21 protein-coding genes, 1 other RNA gene, 1 pseudogene and 1 other annotated feature are annotated in these 19,914 nt (G+C 53.6%); of the genes and pseudogenes, 20 read left to right on the forward strand and 3 right to left on the reverse strand.

Annotation, left to right across the window (positions count from 1 at the left end; all coding sequences use genetic code 11):
* Window positions 1-26 precede the first annotated feature (26 nt).
* Window positions 27-1,244 carry an MFS transporter gene (locus FC18_RS02460; protein ID WP_056975388.1) on the reverse strand — a complete coding sequence of 406 codons (1,218 nt, stop codon included), beginning with the start codon at window positions 1,242-1,244 and terminating at the stop codon, window positions 27-29.
* 358 nt (window positions 1,245-1,602) lie between these two features.
* Between FC18_RS02460 and FC18_RS02465 the strand changes: the two genes are divergently transcribed.
* From FC18_RS02465 to FC18_RS02550, 19 genes and pseudogenes are all read left to right on the forward strand, one after another.
* On the forward strand, window positions 1,603-2,817 hold the full coding sequence (locus FC18_RS02465) for a quaternary amine ABC transporter ATP-binding protein (protein WP_054677642.1): 1,215 nt from the start codon (window positions 1,603-1,605) through the stop codon (window positions 2,815-2,817).
* Window positions 2,810-3,655, forward strand: coding sequence for an ABC transporter permease (locus FC18_RS02470; protein ID WP_056975398.1), 846 nt, complete (start codon window positions 2,810-2,812; stop codon window positions 3,653-3,655). Before FC18_RS02465 ends, FC18_RS02470 begins: the two co-directional genes overlap by 8 nt.
* Before the next feature lie 4 nt (window positions 3,656-3,659).
* On the forward strand, window positions 3,660-4,562 hold the full coding sequence (locus FC18_RS02475) for a glycine betaine ABC transporter substrate-binding protein (protein WP_054677640.1): 903 nt from the start codon (window positions 3,660-3,662) through the stop codon (window positions 4,560-4,562).
* A gap of 133 nt (window positions 4,563-4,695) precedes the next feature.
* Window positions 4,696-5,295, forward strand: a complete 600-nt coding sequence (locus FC18_RS02480) for a class I SAM-dependent methyltransferase (protein ID WP_054677638.1) — start codon at window positions 4,696-4,698, stop codon at window positions 5,293-5,295.
* 9 nt (window positions 5,296-5,304) lie between these two features.
* A pseudogene (gene tadA / locus FC18_RS02485) lies at window positions 5,305-5,796 on the forward strand (tRNA adenosine(34) deaminase TadA); the annotation flags it as partial.
* A 260-nt stretch (window positions 5,797-6,056) separates the two neighbouring features.
* Window positions 6,057-6,153: signal recognition particle sRNA small type (ffs, locus tag FC18_RS11895), an RNA gene on the forward strand.
* Between the two features lie 66 nt (window positions 6,154-6,219).
* Complete coding sequence (locus FC18_RS02490; protein WP_054677636.1) at window positions 6,220-7,080, forward strand: RluA family pseudouridine synthase; 861 nt, start codon at window positions 6,220-6,222, stop codon at window positions 7,078-7,080.
* 111 nt (window positions 7,081-7,191) lie between these two features.
* Window positions 7,192-7,341 carry a 50S ribosomal protein L33 gene (gene rpmG, locus FC18_RS02495; protein ID WP_054677634.1) on the forward strand — a complete coding sequence of 50 codons (150 nt, stop codon included), beginning with the start codon at window positions 7,192-7,194 and terminating at the stop codon, window positions 7,339-7,341.
* A 246-nt stretch (window positions 7,342-7,587) separates the two neighbouring features.
* Window positions 7,588-8,088, forward strand: a complete 501-nt coding sequence (locus FC18_RS02500; protein ID WP_054677633.1) for a GNAT family N-acetyltransferase — start codon at window positions 7,588-7,590, stop codon at window positions 8,086-8,088.
* Between the two features lie 181 nt (window positions 8,089-8,269).
* Window positions 8,270-8,821 carry a hypothetical protein gene (locus FC18_RS02505; protein ID WP_056975389.1) on the forward strand — a complete coding sequence of 184 codons (552 nt, stop codon included), beginning with the start codon at window positions 8,270-8,272 and terminating at the stop codon, window positions 8,819-8,821.
* Between the two features lie 83 nt (window positions 8,822-8,904).
* Window positions 8,905-9,025, forward strand: a sequence feature (ribosomal protein L10 leader region).
* 34 nt (window positions 9,026-9,059) lie between these two features.
* Entirely contained in the window at window positions 9,060-9,566 is a 507-nt protein-coding gene (rplJ, locus tag FC18_RS02510; protein WP_054677632.1) for a 50S ribosomal protein L10, read from the forward strand.
* A gap of 65 nt (window positions 9,567-9,631) precedes the next feature.
* Entirely contained in the window at window positions 9,632-10,000 is a 369-nt protein-coding gene (rplL, locus tag FC18_RS02515) for a 50S ribosomal protein L7/L12 (protein WP_054677631.1), read from the forward strand.
* A 284-nt stretch (window positions 10,001-10,284) separates the two neighbouring features.
* On the forward strand, window positions 10,285-10,749 hold the full coding sequence (locus tag FC18_RS02520) for a hypothetical protein (RefSeq protein WP_054677630.1): 465 nt from the start codon (window positions 10,285-10,287) through the stop codon (window positions 10,747-10,749).
* Between the two features lie 99 nt (window positions 10,750-10,848).
* Window positions 10,849-11,658, forward strand: a complete 810-nt coding sequence (locus tag FC18_RS02525; protein WP_054677629.1) for a DUF6681 family protein — start codon at window positions 10,849-10,851, stop codon at window positions 11,656-11,658.
* 95 nt (window positions 11,659-11,753) lie between these two features.
* Entirely contained in the window at window positions 11,754-12,500 is a 747-nt protein-coding gene (locus tag FC18_RS02530; protein WP_054677627.1) for an amino acid ABC transporter ATP-binding protein, read from the forward strand.
* A gap of 2 nt (window positions 12,501-12,502) precedes the next feature.
* On the forward strand, window positions 12,503-13,324 hold the full coding sequence (locus FC18_RS02535; RefSeq protein ID WP_056975390.1) for a transporter substrate-binding domain-containing protein: 822 nt from the start codon (window positions 12,503-12,505) through the stop codon (window positions 13,322-13,324).
* A complete protein-coding gene (locus FC18_RS02540) occupies window positions 13,325-13,969 on the forward strand; it encodes an amino acid ABC transporter permease (protein WP_054677626.1) in 645 nt (214 codons plus the stop codon).
* Window positions 13,970-13,984: 15 nt separating this feature from the next.
* A complete protein-coding gene (locus FC18_RS02545) occupies window positions 13,985-14,641 on the forward strand; it encodes an amino acid ABC transporter permease (RefSeq protein WP_054677625.1) in 657 nt (218 codons plus the stop codon).
* A 252-nt stretch (window positions 14,642-14,893) separates the two neighbouring features.
* Window positions 14,894-15,553 (forward strand): EAL domain-containing protein, encoded by a 660-nt coding sequence (locus FC18_RS02550; protein ID WP_054677624.1) that lies wholly within the window; start codon window positions 14,894-14,896, stop codon window positions 15,551-15,553.
* Window positions 15,554-15,619: 66 nt separating this feature from the next.
* Here the strand turns inward: FC18_RS02550 and hflX are convergent, their stop codons facing one another.
* Entirely contained in the window at window positions 15,620-16,936 is a 1,317-nt protein-coding gene (hflX, locus tag FC18_RS02555; protein ID WP_054677620.1) for a GTPase HflX, read from the reverse strand.
* Between the two features lie 269 nt (window positions 16,937-17,205).
* Window positions 17,206-18,858, reverse strand: coding sequence for an APC family permease (locus tag FC18_RS02560; protein ID WP_054677618.1), 1,653 nt, complete (start codon window positions 18,856-18,858; stop codon window positions 17,206-17,208).
* 269 nt (window positions 18,859-19,127) lie between these two features.
* Between FC18_RS02560 and FC18_RS02565 the strand changes: the two genes are divergently transcribed.
* Entirely contained in the window at window positions 19,128-19,886 is a 759-nt protein-coding gene (locus FC18_RS02565) for an ABC transporter ATP-binding protein (protein ID WP_054677617.1), read from the forward strand.
* Window positions 19,887-19,914 lie beyond the last annotated feature (28 nt).

Genomic DNA, 19,914 nt, shown 5'->3' on the forward strand with positions numbered 1-19,914 from the left:
GGCTATTTAGCGGGTGTGTTTATGCGTTACCAGTTCGCCCGCATCCGTGCGGCTTTGGTGGTTGCTAGAATGGAGAGCCCACCAAAGATAAGCATGAGGACGGCCATTCCGTAGTTGCCGAAGATTGACGAGGCGCTGACCAGCAGTCCGGCGAAGATGGCGGCGATGGGCGAAACAACGGACATCAGCCCGGAGTACGCACCAATCTTAGCGGGATTCATCATGTCCGCCCGCAATGTTTGGTTAGCAGGCACACTGATCATTTCCCCAAGCGTCAAGATGACGGCCGCAGCAATCAGCGGCCACAGGGTGCTCGTGACAAAGGAGAAAGCAAACCCGACGGCAAAGAGCACGGCGCCGACCGCATTGGCCTTAACCAGCGACCACTTGTCCGTCAGCCGGGTGAACAGTGACATCATGGTGACAATCATCACCGTGTTGACCAAAGTTACGATGGATAGCATCCGTTGGCCGTAGATGGTAATGCCGAACAACGTGGTGGTGTGAAAATCGGCCCCCAGGTGGACGGCTAGGTAGTAGTCGGGCTGGCGGGTAACAATTGCCAGCAGCACGGAACCGATGATGAAGAGCATGTAGCGCCGGTCCGCCAGCACGTTCAGGTATGATTTGAGTGCTCCCCAGACCGAGCTTGAAGTTTGCGTTGCCTCCGTCATTGTTTCGCTCATCCCAAAACGCACGATTGCGAGGTTGAAGAGGGAAACGGCGATCAGCGCGAGTAGCAGTTCGAGCAGGTAGTCGCGGAAGAACCACCCGCCGAGCGCGGCCCCAAGCATCACGGAGATATTAATAATCCAATAGATTAGCGCATACACGAACTTGCGGTTGGCCGCGGTCGAGGCGTCAATCATCATTGCCTGTTCGGCCGGGTCGGCGAGACTACCACCGACGCTGGCGATTAGGAAGGCGAAGAACGTAATCTGCGGGCTGACGAGCAGTGGATTGTTGGCTGCCGCCGCGATAACGTAGCCGGTTGTGAGGAGCAGCCCGCCGGTTAGCATGATGGGTTTGCGGCCGTACACGTCTGCCAGGTGTCCACCGTACATCCCCGCCACGAAGCTCACACCGGAAATGAGCATGAGCAAGATGCCGGTGATGAAGCGGCCAAAATAATGGCTGTAATAGATGGTCATGTTGGGGAATATTGAGCTGTTTAGCAGTGCCGCGAGAAACACCGTCAGTGTCCGGAGTTTCAAGTTGCGGTTCAGTTGCATGAATTCTTGCATAATTTAGGAATACCTACCAATCTTGAATGAGTATACCCGACTTTGTCCGCTTTGGGGATACAATTTTATGCATTTGTGCAAAAAAATTGAACGTGAGTCAGGTCAAATGCGGTTTTGTGTCTATGCTGCCTGGATGCAATGCGTATTTATCCGCATGCCACTCGGACCTGACGGCGATGTGTGGGCATTCCAGTCGGTGACCGTGCATTATTTATGCATGTCAATCTGACTTGGTTTGACGGACGGATATTAACCATGGCACCGTATAGTTAGGAAGCAAATGTACGTGCGTGACTGGGTCGATGAAAGGCTGCGGTCGATTAATGCTGATAAGGCGCCGCAGCGTTGAGGCAAAATTATGCAGAAACTGCAGGTGACAAACCTCACCAAGATTTTTGGCGGGCATACGAAGCAAGTAACGGAAATGCTGCAGCAGGGCAAATCAAAACGGGAAATACTGCGGGCGACGGGGGCCACGGTGGGGGTCCACGACGCGACTTTTTCCGTCGCGGATGGTGAAATCTTCGTCATCATGGGCTTGTCTGGCTCGGGCAAATCCACCTTAATTCGCCTGCTCAACCGGCTAATTGAACCAACCAGCGGCAGCGTGTTTCTCGATGGTCAAGATATTGCCCAGCTCGGCCGCAAAGAACTGCTCAATGTCCGCCGGCACAAAATCGCGATGGTGTTCCAGAACTTCGCCCTCTTCCCCAACCGCACCGTCCTCGCCAATGCGGCGTACGGCCTGGAAGTGCGCAAGGAACCGGCGGCAAAGCGTAACGCCCGAGCCATGGCGGCACTCAAACGGGTGGGGCTGGCCGGTTATGAGCAGCAGTATCCGCACCAGTTGTCTGGCGGGATGCAGCAACGCGTGGGCCTGGCGCGCGCATTAGCCAGCGATGCCGACGTGCTGCTCATGGACGAGGCGTTCTCCGCGCTTGATCCGCTGAACCGGAAGGACATGCAGGAGGAACTGCTGGAATTACAAAGTGAATTGCACAAGACAATCGTGTTCATCAGCCACGACCTGAACGAAGCGTTGCGGCTGGCAAACCACATGCTGATTATGGATGATGGCGCCGTCGTTCAGGTCGGCACGCCCGAAGACATCTTGACGCATCCGGCCAATGCGTACGTGGCCCGGTTCATCGAGGATGTCGACCGGACGCGGGTGATTACCGCCGGGGCCGTGATGATTCGGCCGTACACGGTCAATATCGATAGTGACGGTCCGTACGTGGCGATGCGCCGGATGCGCGCCAACGAAGTATCAACGCTGCTCGTGACAGATGGGCACGGCCACCTGCTGGGGATGATTGACGCCCGTGACACGATGCAGCTGATTGAAAAACGCCGCGATGACGTCCAGCGGCTGGATACGATTGTGCAAAAGAATGTCCCAACGACCACCCCGGACACGCCGTTAAATCAGTTGCTTAGTCAATTCGCTCAGACCGCACTGCCGATTGCCGTGCTGGATGACCAGCAACGGCTCAAGGGCGTGGTTATTCGCGGCGCCGTCTTCGCCGCAATGGCGCGGAAGGAGGTGCATGGTGATGTTGTGCATGATTAAACTCGCCCCGTTGCCGCTGGCCAAGTGGGTCGACGCGCTGGTCGCCTGGCTGGCTAAATTTGCGGGCTTTTTCAACTTCATCACGAATATCATCGCGGGGATTAACAACGCGATTCAGTGGCTGTTTGATCTATTGCCCATCCCCGTATTTATTGTCGTGATTCCCCTGCTTACGTGGCTGGTAACTAGAAAATCTGGGTTGCACTGGCAACTGTTTGCCTTTGAAATCCTGGGACTGCTACTGATTTGGAACCTCGGTTACTGGCGCGACATGACGCAAACCATTGCGCTCGTGCTGACCGCGAGCATCATTGCCCTGGTGCTCGGCATTCCGCTGGGTATCTGGATGGCGAAGAGCAACCTGGTGGAAGCCATCGTCAAACCGGTACTGGACTTCATGCAAACCATGCCGGCATTCGTGTACCTGATTCCGGCGGTCGCATTCTTCGGGATTGGGACGGTGCCCGGCGTGATTTCCGCTTTGATTTTTGCGATGCCGCCAGTGGTGCGGATGACCAACCTCGGGATTCGCGAGGTGCCGGCGGACTTGATTGAAGCCGCCGAGGCGTACGGGTCGACTTCCTGGCAGAAGTTGATCAAGGTGCAACTGCCGCTTGCCCGCAAGTCGCTCATGGCGGGCGTGAACCAGACGATGATGCTGGCACTGTCGATGGTCGTGACCGCATCGATGATTGGGGCGATGGGTCTGGGCGAGAAGGTCTACTTTGCGGTCGGTCGGAATGACGCCGGCAGTGGATTCACGGCCGGGCTGGCCATCGTGATTGTGGCCATCATCCTGGACCGGATTACCCAGAGTGCAAACCAGAAGGACGGGTGAGGACATGCATGTGTGGCAAAAAGTGTGTGGCGTTGCGGTTGTTTTGCTGCTACTATTGCCGGTCATGAGTTCCTGCAATACCAGCGTCGCCCAGTACAATCCGCGGCGCAGCCTGGGCAAGCAGGTTAATTACACCATCACGGGCATTGACGCGGGTTCGGGGGAGATGGCGGCGACGCAGCGGGTACTCCGGCGCTACGGATTAGACAAACGCAAATGGCAACTGCAAACCAGTTCGACGGCGGCGATGACCACCCAGCTAGGCCGCGCGATTAAAAACCGGCAGCCGATTGTGGTGACGGGGTGGCAGCCCCACTGGATGTTTACCAAGTACAAGTTGAAGTTCTTGCGCGACCCGCGCAACGTGTACGGGGCGGCGGAGAACATTCACACAATCGGTCGGGTTGGTCTGCGCCGGGATGAACCCGCTGCATACACGGTGCTGGACCGTTTCTACTGGACCCCAACGGAGATGTCGGCGGTGATGATGCAGGTCAACAACGGGGTGGCACCGGCCGCGGCGGCTAAGCACTGGCTGGCCGCCCACCCAGCTAAGCTAAAACAATGGGTGCGCGGCGTGCCCCACGTGCGGGGGCGCACCATTAAAATGACTTATGTTGCCTGGGATTCCGAGATTGCCTCGAGCAATGTCGCCGCCGCGGCGTTGCGGCATGTGGGCTACAAGGTTACCCTCCAGTCAATGGAGATGCAACCGATGTGGGCGGCGGTGGCCACTGGGGCGGCGGATGCGATGACCTGCGCGTGGTTGCCGAATACGTCCGGCCGTTATTTTCACGATTATCGGGACCAGGTGACGGATATGGGCGTGAACTTACGTGGCGCGCAGGTTGGCCTAGTGGTGCCGCGGTACATGAAGAATATCAACTCGATTACGGATTTACGGTAACGGGAAAGTGCAGCAGCAAGTTGCTCAAGGCCCGGCAAGCTGACAATTGCCGGGTCTTTTTTGGTCGCAATTCCGCGCTGCTGCATGGGTATGCTACAATTAAGAAAAATCTACGGGGGAGGATCTTCCCGAAATGAATCATTACTATACTAATGACCCTGATTTGGAGCACAACGAACACAGCTTCAACTTCGATCTGGGTGGCCACAGCTTGCACTTCACCACCGACAATGGTGTTTTTTCGAAGCACACCATCGACTTTGGTAGTCGGGTGCTGATCGAAACCGTCCTGAACCAGGAAAACTTACCGGCGGGGGACATTCTGGATGTCGGTTGTGGGTACGGGCCAATTGGGATTGCGCTGGCGAAAACGCTGGGGCGCAACGTGACCATGAGTGACGTGAACGAACGTGCAATGGCCCTGGCTAAGCGCAACGCCGAAGCCAACGGAGTAACGGCCCAGACAACCATTATTGAGTCGTCGGCCTACGCGAACATTACCGGCGAGTTTGGTTTCATCGTGACTAACCCGCCCGTACGTGCGGGGAAGGCGGTTGTCAGTGCCATTATCAGTGGGGCCTTTGACCATCTGGTTGCGGGCGGCGAAGTGTTCGTGGTGCTGCAGAAGAAGCAGGGCGCACCGAGTGCCAAGAAGCTGCTCGATGCGACGTTTGGTAATGCAGACGTGCTCAAGAAGGACGCCGGTTATTACATTTTGCACGCGGTTAAGTAGGAGGCCATCATGTTAGCAACCCCAGAAGAAGTGGAAAAATACATGCAGGCTGCTTTGCGGGAGGCCCGCGACGCCAAGATTATTGGCGAAGTGCCAATTGGTGCGGTGATTGTGCATGACGGCAAAATCATTGCGCGGGGGCACAACATGCGTGAACACAGCCAAAACGGGATGCATCACGCCGAAATCCTTGCGATTCAGGAAGCGTGTCTGGTTGAACACACGTGGCGGCTGGAAGATTGTGAGCTGTTCGTGACCCTAGAGCCGTGCCCGATGTGTGCGGGGGCGATGATTAACAGCCGGATTGCGAACTGCTACTGGGGCGCGGCCGACCCCAAAGCCGGAGCAGCCGGGTCGATTGTGAACCTGCTGACCGACACTCGGTTTAACCACCAAGTTGGCTCAATCGGTGGGGTGCTCGCCGAAGACAGTGCGAACCTGCTCCAAGACTTTTTCCAGCAGATTCGGGCTAAGCGCAAGGCCGCTAAACAAGCAGCCAAGGACGCCCGGGCGGTGGCCAGTAACGATGCCGAGGCGGGTGTGATTGCCGAAGACCCGAGCGATGACGTCGATGCCCGCATTATCCAGACCGACCCCGAAAAGGAAGTCACCGGGCTCGCGGCGCTCGAACTGGCAGCCAAGGCAGCTGAGCGGCGGGAGGCTAAGCAGGCGGCAAGTGCAAGTCAGCCTGAGCCTAAAGACTGATATTTGCGGTCAGAACGTGACAATATTCAGTGGGGCGTGCTATAATTACTCTTGCCGAAAGGTCATAAGGCAATGGGGCGCTTCTGAATCGTGTCAGGTCCGGAAGGAAGCAGCACTAAGGTTGATGCAACATGTGCCTTTTGTTTTGAATATAGAGGGGGTCGTCCAACTGGGCGGCCTTTTTAGTAGCTTGCTGTAAATCCGGAATCGAGGCCCCTATTGAAGCATTTCACATTCACGCTGGTTGCAGAACACGCCACGACGGTCAAACGCCTCTTAGCAACGGCGGGCGTTTCGCACCGCTTGTTCAAGCGGCTAGTCGAAGGCCAGCACATTCGTCTGAACCAGCGAATTGTCGCGAACGTGCCGGTGGCCCAAGGCACGTCCGTCACGTTTACACTGCCTGAAGATGGCGGTGTTACTGTGACGCACGGACCACTGGCGGTGGTGCACGAAGACGCCAACTGGCTCATCGTGCACAAGCCAGTTGGGCTCAGCAGCGTGCCCGGTCCGGCCAACCCGGATGCCAGTTTGCTCAACTTAGTGGCCGGGTACCTCACGGATGCAGGTTATGCGGGCGTGCAACCGGCCATTATTACCCGGCTGGACCGCGATACTGCGGGGCTGGTACTCGTCGCCAAGCACCCATTCGCTCAGGGCCGCCTGGATCAACTCGGAGCGGCGATGCAGCTCACGAAACATTACACAGCGTTAGCCAGCGGGGTGCTGGCCGAAAACTGGGGGCGCATCGATCGACCATTGGGCGCTGCCCCAGACGGTATTCACCAGGAAGTACGCGGGGATGGCAAAGATGCGCGGACAGACTACGTTATCAAGCAGCGCGGCGCAACCAACACGCTGCTTGAACTCCACTTGCTGACGGGGCGGACGCACCAGATTCGGGTGCACCTGGCTGCGGCCGGGCACCCGCTGGTCGGGGATGCGCTGTATGGCGGCTCAACGGCGCAGATTCAGGGGCAGTGCCTGGTGGCCACGCACCTGAGTTTCACCGATCCCTTCACCCAGCAGCAAGTCACCGCGGACATTGATTATCCGCAGCAATGGCGCGAATTACTCTAACGGGCGCACCCGCTTTTGTTTTATTCACGGTTAACACCGCCGCGCTACTTGACTTTCAGAGAAGATATTGTAAACTTAACTAGTTACTAAACAGAAAGTGGGGTGAAATAGATGCGTAACAACATTTTACTTGCATGTGCCGAGACCGGCGAACGTATCTACCTGACTTCCAAGAACAAGCGGAATACTCCTGACAAGCTTCAGCTGAAGAAGTACTCTCCAAAACTGCGCAAGCGCGTGGTATTCACCGAAGTTAAGTAGTTAATGATAGGGTAAGGCTCACATTTATGTGGCGCCTTACCCTATTTGTTTGCCCAACAACACTATTGACCGCAAAATTATGTGATTAACTACACAAGACTTAAAAAGGCGCACACAGCATAGATTAGTTCCTACTAATTATTCGTTAAGAAATAAAAGGTGTAATTTTGGGCAAAGTTCTGGTACATTAACATATGGACGGTAGCGTCAACCAAAATTAAATACGCAGATGGGTGGGTGATGTGCATGGATGTTTCAGTTCGGCAATTAACTAACGCAGATGCGGCTGCGATTTGCGCGTACTCACGCATGCCGCAAGTGTACGTGCCAGCGGCGATGATTCCACCACACGATGCTGACGACGTACTTGCCCGCATCCGCAACTTCACCGATACCGATCAGATGTATGCAATTGTGACGGCAGATAACCAAACCGTCATCGGTAATATTGATTTATACTGGGAAATTGGTCCTGAGGGCGAACCCGACGTGACCGCGCGGGAGCTAGGGTACGCACTGAGTCCGGAATACTGGCGGCGCGGGGTCATGACCTCCGCACTGCGGCAGGTACTGCGCCGCGCTTTCGCCGGGCCGGTCCAAGTTGTGCATGCCAGTGCGTATGCGTACAACGTGGCGTCAATCAAGTTACTGACGAATTTGGGCTTTAGCCAGCAGGTTAACCCGCTGCAGCCAGACACAATCTATTTTAGTTGCAGCAAGTCCGAGTTCCAGGATGATTTTTCTTAAACAAAAGATGGCCGGGTGTGCGAAAACGGTCCAAAGACACGTTGTTTCCTGAAAGCACCCCACCGAAAAATGTCACAAAAGCGATTTTCATGGGCGGAGTTGGGATTTAACCGCCCCGTAACTGTGACGAAAATGCTATAATTAATGTATGTAAACAAGACTATACACCGGGGGTTTCCAGATGGTTTCGCAGGAAGATTACACAGCATTGTACAAGAAGCGTCTCGCAATTATCGAAGACGATCCACAGTTCACCGTGCTCGCAAGCATGAACAAGCCAATGACTGCTGGTGCGGACCGCGTTACGCAGTATATCGTGTACACGGATTTCAAGAAGGATGGACAGAAGGTTAAGACGGCCTCCATCTTTGTCTACACGCCATTCAACAACATCGACAAGTACGGTCACTCCAAGGCCGACTTCCAGGCGCAGTTGTTGTTCGAATTGAACGAATGGGACGGCGTAATGCACATCACGGTTCTGGAAACGCTCGGCAGTGAAAGCCGCCTCGCATTCTTCGACTACCAAAACCACGGTCTGGCTCAGCTTGCATTGCACTCACTACTGAACCTCGCCAACAAGCTTAACGTTAAGACCATCAGTGGGAACATCAGTTCATTCGACAAGGAGAAGTTCGCCAAGATCGTGCACATCTTCGAGAAGTTCGAATTCGACGTCACCATCAAGGACGCGGAACACGGCATCGGCCGCCTGAACAAGACATTAAGTTAAAACCAAGACGCAGCCCACGTGGCTGCGTCTTTTTTTGCCACGATTAAATGTTGACGGAAGCGGCGGCGCATGGTAGACTACTCCTTGTGTTAAAAACTCTACCTAAGACTCAGGGGGCTTTGCCTTAATTTTCCTGCCGAGGTGGTATCGAACGATTCATGATACCTCTATGTCTTGGTGGACATGGAGTTTTTTTATATAAAAAATTCCACCACAATCTAATAGGAGGTGAAAACACATGAGTGAAGTAATCATTGCTAAGAAGGCAGAAATCGTTGCCGGTATCACGGAACAGTTCAAGAACGCGGAATCCGCTGTTGTTGTTAACTACCGTGGTCTGACCGTTGCCGAAGTAACCGAACTGCGTAAGGAATTGCGTGAAGCAGGTGCCAAGATGGAAGTCATCAAGAACACCTACCTCCGTCGTGCCGCTGACGCTGCTGGTTTCGAAGGTCTGGACGATGTCTTCTCAGGCCCAACTGCTATTGCATTTGGTAGCTCCGAAGATGTTACGGCTCCTGCCCGCATCATGAAGAAGTTTGCCAAGCAGTTCGAAGCTCTTGAAATCAAGGGTGGTTTCATCCAGGGCAAGATCGCATCCCTGGAACAAATCGACGAACTCGCAGGTCTTCCAGACCGCGATGGCATGCTTTCCATGCTTCTGTCTGTTCTGCAGGCACCAGTTCGCAACGTGGCATACGCCGTCAAGGCTGTTGCCGAAAAGGGCGAAGAACCAGCAGCCTAAGTGCCGCTTGATTCAACCCGCAAGTTTCAAATACAATATTATTTATCAATTGGAGGAAACCAATCATGGCATTGGACACACAAGCAATTGTCGACCAGCTTAAGGATGCTACCATCCTCGAACTGAACGACCTCGTTAAGGCAATCGAAGACGAATTCGGCGTTACCGCTGCTGCTCCTGTAGCAGCTGCCGGTGCAGCAGCAGGTGCTGCTGAAGAAGCTAAGGACAGCTTCAACGTTGAACTGACCGAAGTAGGTCAGGAAAAGGTTAAGGTTATCAAGGAAGTTCGCGCTATTACCGGACTTGGCTTGAAGGACGCTAAGGGCCTTGTTGACGGCGCTCCTGCAAACGTCAAGGAAGACGTTGCAGCTGACGAAGCTAACAAGATCAAGGAACAGCTTGAAGCCGTTGGCGCAACCGTAACCCTTAAGTAATTTATTACTTGATGGTTTAGCGGGTTCACGAAACCTCTTTTGGAGGCGGAGTGGACCCGCTTTTTTGTGCCGTTTTCGGGATGAAATTGTGTGCATTTGGCCCAGCATGCTGAGATTATCTTAAGTGTGTGGCCAGCTATTGGCAAAGTTTATGCGAGGTGTCACAATAGATATGTTGCAGAATTTTTACAAAACCACGCAAATAACTACGCATAAACGCGTTGATAATCATGAACCGGGGCTAAATTCTCCGGACACCGAATTATTTCTTAGGAGGATCCACCATGGCATACCGTACGCCACCACTTATTTCACCAACCGCAATTGTTTCCTTAATCCTATTCGTCAGTGCGTTCACCGCCATTAACACCACCGTTAACCCAAAGAGCAAGCCTAAGAGCGAAGCGGCCCAAAGCGAACTCATTTCGAGTATCAATGCTAAATCTGGCTCGGCGGCGACCTCCAGCAGCAGTAGCAGCAGCGCTGAATCAGCAACCAAGGAAAAACCAAAGACTGAGTCGACTTCCTCTTCGACGGCCACGACTGATGACAAGGCGGCGTCAAGTTCCTCAGCGGCAACCACCAAGGCATCGTCTTCATCCGCGAAGACAACCACGGAGTCGACTAAGGATACCGGCAAGACGACGACCGATAATGCAAACGACAAGCAGGCTGAAAGTAGCTCCGCGAACACGGCCAAGGAGAGCAGTTCGGCGGCTACAACCGAGTCGAGTGCGGACGCTAACTAAAAGCCGAACATTAACGATATCTGGTTAACATATTGGGGCAAAGTGTTCACCAATCATAAACCGCAGATAATCACGCCATAATTTTTCTAGGAGGCAACAATGCTCACAGCCTTAGATTTAATCAACCGACTTCTGAATTACTTCAATATTCAAGATAAGCCTAAAGGGAAGGCCTTCACCGTCGTTGCCTTCCTCGCGAACTTCTACATTCTCTACCTGGCCATTAATCACCTGCGTTTTAAGTTGTATCGCTGGTGGGGGGTGCTGTTCTTGCTACTATTTTTCGTATTTCTATACTTTATTTTCCTCAACTTCCTGTATTATTTTACAAATCGGCGCTTCAAATACGACATTTCGCCGATTGTCGAAAAGGCCCTCGGGGGTAGCGTGAAGGCCCGGACGGAAGCGGAAAAAGCATACATGCAACCAACTGCTAATGGTAATGGCGTGTTCGATACCAATCACGTCTTGCCCGCCCGCCTGCATATCGATGACAACCAGCAAGTTGCCATTAATAACCTCGTTGATGCGCTGCAGAAACAAGGTATCCTCACACTGAATTATCACGGCCTGCATGATGAAGCACTCAGCAACATTGCTCGCAAAACCGCGGCGCCAGTGCTTGCGATGGGGGCACCGCTGCCGTTGCCATACTTCGAGTTACAAGAAACCCTGGACCACCGCTGGATCATTAGTGGGGGTGTGAACGCGCTGGAGAGTGCGGAACTGGCGACCGTTGAAGCGGTTGGCTTGACCCCGATGCACACCGCGGCGAAGCAATACCAATTGGCTGCTGCCCAGGTTGTCTTGACCGGGGGCCCGCAGAAGCATCCTGGTCGTTCGGGACTGCGTGAAGAAACCGAACCCTTCAGTATTACCGCCCGTATAGCTTTCACCGAAATTGCATAAAAATTAGTACCCGCTAATATTTATTTGAAATAAATTTGCTTTTTACTGGAAATCACAGTAAAATTTAAAAATACAAACATTAGGGGGTATTGCCAATGTCCATGATCGAGTTTCACGACGTTGAGAAGTATTACGGCAAGTTTCACGCGTTGAAGGACATCAACCTGACCATTGATCGGGGCGAAGTTGTAACGATAATCGGGCCATCAGGTTCTGGTAAGTCGACGTTATTACGCACAATTAACGGACTTGAGAGCATCAGCCAGGGTCAGTTGATCGTCAACAACATGGACTTGGCAGACAAAAAAATCGACATGAACCGCACGCGGCGGGACGTGGGGATGGTGTTCCAGCACTTCAACCTGTATGCCAACAAGACGGTGCTGGATAACGTCACTTTGGGCCCCCGACTGGTTTTGAAGCAGGACAAGGCGGAAGCGGAAAAGACGGCGCGCGACCTGCTGGCCATGGTTGGCCTGGCAGATAAAGAGAAGAGTTTCCCCAGCATGCTGTCTGGGGGCCAGAAGCAGCGGGTGGCCATTGCCCGTTCGCTGGCAATGAAGCCCAAAGCAATCCTCTTTGACGAACCAACCAGTGCGCTGGACCCCGAAATGATTGGGGACGTGCTGCAGGTAATGAAGAAGATTGCCGAACAGGGCATGACCATGGTCGTTGTGACCCACGAAATGGGCTTTGCCCGCCAAGTTGGGAACCGGATTATTTTCATGGCTGACGGCAAGATTCTTGAGGACAGCACGGATGTCGCGGACTTCTTCAAGAACCCTAAAGAACCGCGGGCGAAGGAGTTCATTAGCAAGATTAATAACCACATGGAGGGATGATTATGCAAAAACGCATACTAAAATTCATACTCCCGGTGGTCTTCTTGCTCACGACGATGCTCGCTGGGTGCGGGAAGAGTGTTGCTAGTCAGGATGTATTGACGAACGCCAGCCAGACCAACACCATCATCTGGGGGGTTAAGGCCGACACGAACCTGTTCGGGCTAATGGACGTGAAGTCCGGGAACATCAAGGGGTTTGACGTTGATGTGGCCAAGGCGCTCACCAAGCAGATTTTGGGTCCCAGTGGGAAAGCCAAGTTCGTGCAGGTAACGTCCGACACGCGCATGCCCCTGCTCAAGGCCGGGAACATTGACGCCATTATCGCAACGATGACGATTACGCCTGAGCGCCAGAAGCAAGTTGATTTCTCTGACGTCTACTTCAAGGCCGGCGGTTCGCTGCTGGTGAAGAAGGGCAGTCCGATTAAGAGCGTGAAGGACCTGAAGAAGGGTACCAAGGTCATCACCGTGCAGGGCTCAACTTACGGCGAGAACCTGAAGAAGGCCGCACCGGATACGCAAGTGCTGCAGTTGGCCGATTACGCGCAGGCATTCACCGCGCTCAAGTCGGGGCAGGCGGATGCACTGTCGACCGATAACGGGATTCTTTACGGGATGTCCATCCAGGATAAGAATTACGTGGTTGTCGGCGGTAATTACACCAACGAACCGTACGGGATTGCGATTAACAAGGGCCAAAAGCCGTTCGTCCGTACCGTGAACGCGGCGCTGACGAAGATTAAGGAAAATGGGACGTACGACAAAATCGCGAACAAGTGGTTTGGAGACGTGCCTGGATTTAACGTAAAGGAGGTCAAGTAGATGATTGATATCCTTACGCATAACTGGGGGCTCCTGTCGACCGGCTGGGGATACACAATTGGTTGTAGCCTGTTAGCTTTAGCGGGGTCCTGCATTCTCGGGACGATTTTTGCCCTGATGGAGATTAGCTCCTACAAGTGGGTGGCCATGATTGGCCGGGTTTACGTCGAAATCGTGCGGAACATTCCGCTGCTGGTCATCACGATGGTCTTTTACGTCGTGATTCCTAAGTACGTGGTTGAAATCGGCGGGTTTGCGGCCGGGACGATTGGGCTGACCATCTACACCAGTGCCTTCATTGCCGAAACCGTTCGCGCTGGGATTGAAGCCGTGGCTAAGGGCCAAATGGAAGGAGCCCGTTCCGTTGGGTTAACCTACATGCAGGCGATGACGCACATCGTTTTCCCCCAAGCCATCAAGATTATCATTCCACCTCTTGGGAACCAGTTCATTAACCTGGTGAAGAACTCATCCGTTTTGGCCTTCGTTTCTGGGTTCGACCTGATGTACCAAGGGAAGATTATTGCGTCCACCACGCTCAGTACGTTTGATTCGTACCTTGCCGTGGGGCTGCTGTACTTGGTATTGACGCTACCGCTGTCCTACTTCATGCGCTATCTTGAAAAGCGCTGGCAAACGGCTTAGGGAGGGGGATAGCATATGAATACATTTAGTGATGCACTATCATGGATTAACTTACGCTACCTCCTCGAAGGGATGGGTGTCACCCTTGAGGTGTCCATCATCTCCATCGTGATTAGTTTCATTCTGGGGACGTTCCTGGGGATTATCCGGTACGTCAACATTAAGGGCTTGTCCACGATTGTCGGGGTCATCATCGACATCATCCGCAACTTGCCGCTGATGCTGATTCTGTTCTTCAGTTACTTTGGCTTGCCCGAAGTCGGGATTCGGCTGAACGTGGTTAACGCCACGGTCATCGCGCTGAGTGTCTTTGAAGCCGCGATGATTGCTGAAATCGTCCGTTCCGGGATTAACGCCGTGTCCACCGGGCAGATGGAAGCGGCCCGTAGCAACGGGTTGACCTACACGCAGGCAATGATGCACGTCATCTTGCCGCAAGCACTGCGCAAGATGATTCCGCCGCTGGTCAGCCAATTCATCAGTCTGATCAAGGACACGTCCCTGGCCACGATCATCTTGCTGCCAGAAATGACCTACCACGCGCAGATTATTTACGGGCAGAACGTGAACTACATGATTCCGATGTACGTCATGCTCGCGCTGCTATACTTCATCGTGAACTACGCGCTGTCAGTTGCTTCCCGTATTTTGGCGAAGAAGCTCGCAATTTAGATTGGTTTTGATTAATGCCGCCGCAATTATGTGGGGGCATTTTTTGATGGCAGGGAGAAATCGCGGCGGGCGGTTTTTTTCGTAAATTCGTGCTTTCCATAACACAAAGCAAATTGTAGAATAGGGCTAGATAATGTGCCCCAGCATCCACGCAGCCCAGGTTCAGGGCTAAAGTTTTTCATGATATGGGGGTATCGCGAAAATCAACGTGGGGATAAAATAATCGTCCGGCGCAAAAGAGGAGTGTAATTCATGATCACATATACTTATTTCTCGCAAGCGATTGTGCGGATTGATACACAGCAGGTGGTTCGCCACGAACTGCTCTTGCGGATGTGGGATGCCGACCAGCAAATTTGGCGGCTGCCGGATGACTTTGAAATCACGGTGGCGATGCAGATTAAGCTGATGAAGCGGGCCCTGCGGCGACTCAAGGTGAAGAACGTTTCGATTAACTTGACCCCCAAACAATTCGCGGATGCTGACGTTATGCACAAAATTGTGGAATTCGTCAATAATAGTCCCGAACTGGGCAACCTGACCGTTGAGCTGACTGCGGCGCCAACGCTTGCGGATATCAAGACGATTGGGGCCGAATATCGGGCCAACAACGTACTGCTCGCGATTGACGATGTGGGCTCCGATTGTGACGATTTTGCTTTGGTTGAACAACTGGTTCCGTACGTGGATTACCTGAAGTTCGCATTGCAGAACATGCGCGCCCAGGGCAAGATGGACAATATCGAAGCGAATATTGATAAGTGGTCGAAACTGGCGCAGGAACACCACACCAATTTCACGTTCGAAGGGGTGGAATCCTTCAATGATTTGCGCCTGGCGAAGAAGTTCAATGCGCAAAACGCTCAGGGATTCTACTTCAGTCACCCGGAAGAACCGGTTTCTGTACACTAGAATATATAAAAAGCTCCACCGCACACCAGATTGCTGTGTGCGGTGGAGCTTTTGCGTTACGCAAGTTTATTCTTCGACGATGTACTGTTGCACCTTAACCGCCTGGGCCTTGCTCATCGTGGCGGTAATCAGGGTGCCGGTTTCGTTGTAGTCGGTCTGGTCAACTTTCGCGACACTGTTGATGTAGTTGACCGCTGCGCCATCCGTGAACGGAATTAGGTACGTGGCGGTAACCTGATCGGCGAAGATGCGTTCTTCAATCATGGCCGCGAGCTGTTGCAAAGAGGCATCATCGCGGGCTGAGTAAACTAGCTGGTTGCCGTTAACTTCGGGGAAGGCAGTGGCATCACCGCGCAGGTCGGCCTTGTTGTAGGCTTCGATAACGGGTACGTCCTCAGCAATCCCAATGTCCCGCAACGTCTTCTCGGTTACCTGCATCATTTCGGGGTAGTGCTGGTCGGCAAAGTCAACGACGTGAATCAGCAGGTCGGCGTTCTTTGCTTCCGCCAGCGTGGCCTTGAAGGAATCGACCAGCTTGGTGGGCAGCTTACCGACGAACCCAACCGTGTCACTGAGGAGGAACTGGCGGTTACCAGGCAGCTCGATGCGGCGCACGGAGGTGTCGAGGGTGGCAAACAGCATGTTCTTCTCGAAAACCTGCTTGTCTTCGGGCCGGTCAGCGTAAAGGCTGAGCAGCCCGTTCATTGTGGTGGACTTACCCGCGTTCGTGTACCCAACCAGGGCGACGGTAGGGATGTCGCTGGCGGTGCGCTGGCTGCTGCGGGTTTGTTCACTTTGTTCTTCTTCAATCAGTTCGTGCTTGATGTGGCTAATGCGCTTGGTCAGGATACGCTTGTCCATTTCCAGTTGGGTTTCACCTGAACCACGGTTAGCCAGGGCCGCACCACCGCCACCGGTGCTCCCACCACCTTGTTGGTCAAAACCGGCGGACTGGTTGCGCAGCCGGGGCAGGGCGTACCGCAGCTGGGCGATTTCGACCTGCATCTTGGCCTGCTTGGACCGGGCGCGGGTACCGAAAATGTCCAGAATTAACTGGGTGCGGTCAACAACGCGGCGCTTGATTTGCTTTTCCAGGTTGCGCAATTGGCTTGGGGACAGCTCGTCGTTCACGATAATTACGTCGGCCTCGTGCAGGACGGCCGCTTCCCGGATTTCTTCAACTTTCCCCTTACCGAAGTAGGTGGCACCAGTGGGGAAGTCGGCCTTTTGCCGGACGTCAGCCACGACGGCGTAACCGGCCGCCTTGGCGAGTTCGCCGAGTTCGGTCATGGTGTAATCGAAGTTGTCCTGGCGCTTGGTAATCCCAGAAATGAGGGCGTTACGGGTTTGGGTGGTTGCTGTTAAAGGTTTATTTTCAGTCATAATATGCTCCATTCATGTTTGAATTCTGTATGTGCGTGTTGACTGTCGTGAGGCACACAAAAAGGGCCGCGCAAAAGCACGACCCCCTGTGGAGAACACACGGATGCTTACAGCGCACTACAAGTCTAGTCTTGGGCGTTCCGTAAACGAATCCGCATAATGTTCCCCTTCTTTCCGTTATTTGCTACCTAGAGTCTACCACACAATTGCGTCCACTGCCTAGCAAAAATGGGGACCAGTATTGGCCCCCATTTGAATGGAACAATTATTTAAGCTTTTTGCGTCCGTCCGTCGCGCGTCATGCCCCAGAGAATGGCGGCGATGATGCAGTCAACGACGACGATGACAATCCAGCGACCAACGCCCATGCTTTCAGGCAGGATGGACTGACTGAGCCCCTTGGTCGTGAAGGCAACGAGCAATACGATGGCGATGCCGGTCATTCCGTACCAAGCAGTGCGGCCGAATGCCAAACCGTTCGCGTTCGCGCGTTGCCGGCGGGCAATCCATGGCATCAGGAAACCAAGGACAATCATCCCGGCGGTCACGACGAGGTTCATGATGATTTCCATCGTCCACTTGGTGGTCCCGAAGACAGCGTCAACGGGGAAGAAACCAAGCAGAGCGAGTACGGCGGTAATGCCGAACATCCACCAGCCGACGGTCAGCCCGGCCCAACGGTGCTTCAGGTAGACGTAATCGCCACCCTTGAACTTATCGTTGTGCTTACGGACCATGATGTAGGCCCAGAAGAGGAACAGCGTGCTGGCCGGAGAGACAATCCCGTTCAGGTTGAGCAGCCAGTTGAAGATGTCGTTGATTTCAGGCAACATACCAGCCAGGGCCATGATGATTCCGCAGATGACGGTGGTCAACCAGTAACCGTTGATGGGCAGACCATCTTCGGTAATCTTGGTCAGCTGCTTAGGCATGTATTTCTTGGCCACGTCCCCGAGGAAAATCCGGGTGGAAGCATCAAGGATTACGGCGAGCTGGGCGAGCATGTAGATCCCCTGCACGAAGGCGAAGATGTACATGAGCCAGTCACCCATGCCGAACTGCTTCCCGATGGCCTGGAAGGCGTAGTAGGAACCGTTCATCTTCAGGTCGTTCGGCAGATTGTGGGCGTTGAAGTAAACCCCCAGGGAGAACGTCCCGAACAGTGTGAGGAACATGGTCATGATGGCAATCATCTTGAGGGCTTTCGGGAAGTCCCGCGATGGATTTTTCATGTCCTTGGTGTACGGTGCGGCCAATTCTGATCCGTTCATCGCGAAGACGAACAGCCCGAATGCGGCGAGGAAGTGCATGTCAATTTTGTGGGGCAGGAAGTTCGTGAAGTGGAACGGGTGCGTTGCAATGGGGTTCCCGTGCGCCAGACCCGCAAATGTCATGACCACGAAGAGGATCGTCATGATGAACATGGCCCCACCACCAATTGTCGACATGATTTCCAGCGACTTGTTCTTGAAGAAGTGCTGCAACCAGATGAAGCCGACGAAGATGAAGGCGGTCAGCAGGCCAAACCAGGCGTTACCCATGTGGCTCTGGATGTCGCCGTTACCGGTGATAATCCAGCCGAGGGAGATGACCACGGAGTTCGCCACGTCAACCACGTATGGCAGGCCGGTAATCCAGTAGAACCAGGCGGCGAAGTACCCCACCTTGTCCCCGTTGGTCTCGCGCATCCAGGAGGTAATCCCCCCACCACGCTGGTCGAACTGGGAGCCGAGGTGCGCCACAATCAAGTTGTAAGGGATGACGTAGAAGAACGTCATCAGGACCCAACTGAATACGGCAACCAGACCCTGGTTCTGGAAGTTGTAGATGATGTCGTCGAAACCAATAACGGTAACGAAGTCCATCAGACCGACTACCATCCATGGAATGTAGCGGTTATTCTGTTTTTCAAGCGAATTCATGATTGCTCCTTAAGAATGTAATGTTGATGTAGCAGGAGAAATCCGCCGAGGTAGGTGCATAAACGCATAAATGATTGCTCACGTTTACATCTGCTTTGGAGATGATTTCTGAAATATAGCCTGGAAAATTATAACAAATTCTAAAGCTGCTGACACAAAAAGTTTGCGGAAAATAGGGGTAAAAGCGTAAATTTCGGGCCAAAGATTGAGGTAACTCGGTGGGGATAGTGTAAAGTAATATTAAACACGTTTGATGGAGGAGTTTAATTATGGCAACACAGAACGTTGTGCAGCTGCGCGACATTACGAAGACGTACGGCAAGAAGGGCGAAAAGCAGTACCAGGCGCTGAAGGGGATTAGCTTTGACGTTGCCCCGGGCGAGTTCGTGGGTATCATGGGGGCAAGTGGCTCGGGTAAGACCACCTTGCTGAACATCTTGAGCACGCTCGACAAGCCAACAACGGGGACGGTGACCATTAACGGTACCGATGTGACCAAGCTGAAGGGAAACAAGCTCGCTGACTTCCGCGCAAACGAAATCGGCTTTATTTTCCAAGACTTCAACTTACTCGAAAGCTTAACCGCCCGCGAAAACATTGCGCTACCACTGGCACTGCAAAATATTGGGCCGAAGAAGAGCGATGCTGCAGTGAACGCGATTGCGGAAACACTCGGAATCTCCGCCATCTTGGACTCATACCCGACCGAAATCTCTGGGGGGCAGAAGCAGCGGGTGGCAGCGGCGCGCGCGTTGGTCCACAATCCGGCCATCCTGTTCGGGGATGAACCAACTGGGGCACTGGACTCAGCGAGCGCCCGGGAACTGCTGGAAACCATGCGCAACCTCAATGACCAGAAGAACGTCTCCATTCTGCTGGTGACGCACGACCCGTTCTCTGCTTCGTACGCCAAGCGCATCCTGTTCATCAAGGACGGTGTGATTGGCAAGGAACTCGTGCGCGGAGACAAGCCACGGGAAGAATTCTACAGCGAAGTGCTGAACGAACTGGGCACGTTCCAGCAGTAATGCCGCACCGGATTTTAGTTATTGGAGA

The organism is Lacticaseibacillus sharpeae JCM 1186 = DSM 20505, from assembly GCF_001436225.1.
GTDB classification, from domain to species: Bacteria; Bacillota; Bacilli; order Lactobacillales; family Lactobacillaceae; genus Lacticaseibacillus; species Lacticaseibacillus sharpeae.